3 protein-coding genes are annotated in these 2,408 nt (G+C 43.4%); all 3 read right to left on the bottom strand.

What is annotated here, in order from left to right; translation table 11 throughout:
- A partial coding sequence (locus tag ACTNES_RS20460; RefSeq protein ID WP_441040533.1) for an HD domain-containing phosphohydrolase occupies window positions 1-276 on the bottom strand: 276 nt, incomplete at its 3' end.
- A 17-nt stretch (window positions 277-293) separates the two neighbouring features.
- Window positions 294-1,862 (bottom strand): coproporphyrinogen dehydrogenase HemZ, encoded by a 1,569-nt coding sequence (gene hemZ, locus ACTNES_RS20465; RefSeq protein ID WP_441040535.1) that lies wholly within the window; start codon window positions 1,860-1,862, stop codon window positions 294-296.
- Window positions 1,813-2,408 (bottom strand): MBL fold metallo-hydrolase (locus tag ACTNES_RS20470; RefSeq protein ID WP_441040534.1); only part of this gene is annotated, 596 nt, incomplete at its 5' end. The genes ACTNES_RS20470 and hemZ, both read right to left, overlap by 50 nt.

Consider the following 2,408-nt stretch of genomic DNA (forward strand, 5'->3'; position numbering starts at 1 on the left):
TCCCAAGGTAGAATGCATGCGGACATACTTCAGTTCCTCAATTACCAGAGGATCCTGCTCCTTTCCGTTAATATAACTTGTCAGCTTCAGCTTTCCTATGTCATGGAGCATTCCTGCTATCGCAAGCTCATAGCACTGTTCATGGGGCAGTCCCAGCTCCTCTGCAACTGCGTAGGCCAGATTACTTACCAGCATTCCATGATGCAGTTCAGAAGCAAGGTCAAACTCCAGGATTCTCTCCTGTGAGCCTGCTGCTGTCTTTTGTACTGTATCCAAAATGTTACCTCCACATCTTACAGCCAGATAGCTATTGCTTTCCGTTTTCTCTCGATCATCTCATCAATGCGGGAAATATAATTGGAAACATCCTTTACATTCTCCACACGTTCGATCCTCTTGCCATGGTCAAAGACCAGCTTGGAAGAACCGCCTGCACCCAGTGCAATGATCGGCTGTTTCTCCTCCATAATCAGTATATTGTAAATTCCGGCTTTGTCAACCTTTGCATAGCCAACATTTTCAAAATTTCCCTTCATATTCTTCTGTCTGTACAGATAATAAGGACCCATTCCCATCTCATATGCGGTTTTCATAGTCAGATCCATGATCTCCCGATTATTCTCAAAAGACATTTCCTGATATTTTTCTTTGAAAATGTTAAGTCTCGCAGCACGTTTCACTGCCAGAGAATGTACGGTAATGCTGTCCGGAGCCAGTTCACGAATCTGCTCAAGAGTACGCTCTACCATATGGATATCTTCACCCGGAAGACCTACGATCAGATCCATATTAATGTTATCAAATCCCAGCTCTCTTGCCAGATGGAAGGCTTCTTTTGTCTGATCTACGGTATGCTTACGTCCGATGATCTCCAGTGTTTCCTGATTCATGGTCTGTGGATTTACAGAAATTCTTGTTACCGGATATTCACGGATTGCTTCCAGTTTCTCGCGTGTGATGCTGTCCGGTCTTCCAGCCTCTACAGTAAATTCAGCAAGTCCCTCAAATCCGAAAGTCTCTCCTACTGTATTCAGCAGCTTACGGATCTGATGCGGAAGCAGTGTAGTCGGTGTACCGCCGCCAATATAAATAGTATCCAGCTTTCTGCCCTTCATCATAAGAGCTGTTTCTCTTACTTCTTTGCAGAGAGCTTCCACATACTCATCTGTTCTCTTCTCCCATACTTTCAGTGGATAAGAACTGAAAGAACAGTACAGACAAATACTTGGACAGAATGGGATTCCAATATAAAGACTATATCCATTCTCATAATCAATGTCCTTGAGAATCTCTCTTTCTCTGTTTGCAATAGTAATGGCAAGCGCTGTTTTCTGCGGACTTACCAGATATTTCTCACGCATCTCCTGCGCTACTTCCGTATTCTTCATTCCTGATTCAATCATTCCCATCGCCAGCTTGGCAGGACGGATTCCTGTCAGATTTCCCCACGGAAGGGTTTTGCCTGTAAGCTTTACCAGAAGCTGATACAGTGCATATTTGATGGAATCTTTATTCTCTTTTCTCAGAGCATGAGCATCTTTTATTCCGCATTCTGCGTTCTCACCTGTTGTCTCATCTGTGATAACTTCTGCAGTAATTGCTCCTTTTTTCTCTGTTTCCTGGTTCGGCAGATTCTCTGCTCTTTCGTATTTTATGATATAATTGTCATTTTCCCGTTCCACACGGAAGCGGAGGTCATACTCTGCTTCATCATCTTCATAAAGAGTATGGATCTCCGCTTCGGGGTAAAACGCTTTGATCAATTCATAAACATCATGTTCAAATTCTCTGTTCTCAAACAGAATGCCTATTTTATACAAATGGATTATACCTCTTTTCGTAACCAATGGTGGTAGATGCATCATGTCCCGGGAAAACTTCCGTTTCCTCAGGGAGTGAATCTACCAGTTTATGCAGGCTTCGCACAATATCTGCTGTACTTCCGCCCGGGAAATCTGTTCTGCCTACCGAACCATAGAATACTGTATCACCACTAAACAGAACATCCTCATCCTTCAGATAGTAACAACAGCTTCCCTTTGTATGTCCCGGTGTATGGATCATCTGAATAGAAAAACCTGCCAGTTTGATCACATCCAAATCCTCCAGAAATACATCCGGCACGATAGAGCAGTTTCTGCCATAATGAGCTGTCATATTGACAGACGGCTCGCGAAGCATCTCTTCTTCCTGACGACAGGCGTAAATCGGAATATTATACTTATCCTTTACTGCCTGTGCTGCCATGATATGATCAAAATGTCCATGTGTAAGCAGGATTGCCACCGGTTTCGCATCCATCTGGGAAACTTTCAGTTCAATCTTCTCCGGACAGTCTGCAGGATCTATGACGATCACTTCTCCGGTTTCTTTATTCTTAAGGAAATAGCAGTTTGTATACACAGGTC

This window comes from Blautia sp. HCP3S3_D9 (genome assembly GCF_052063845.1).
Classification (GTDB): Bacteria; Bacillota; Clostridia; order Lachnospirales; family Lachnospiraceae; genus Blautia_A.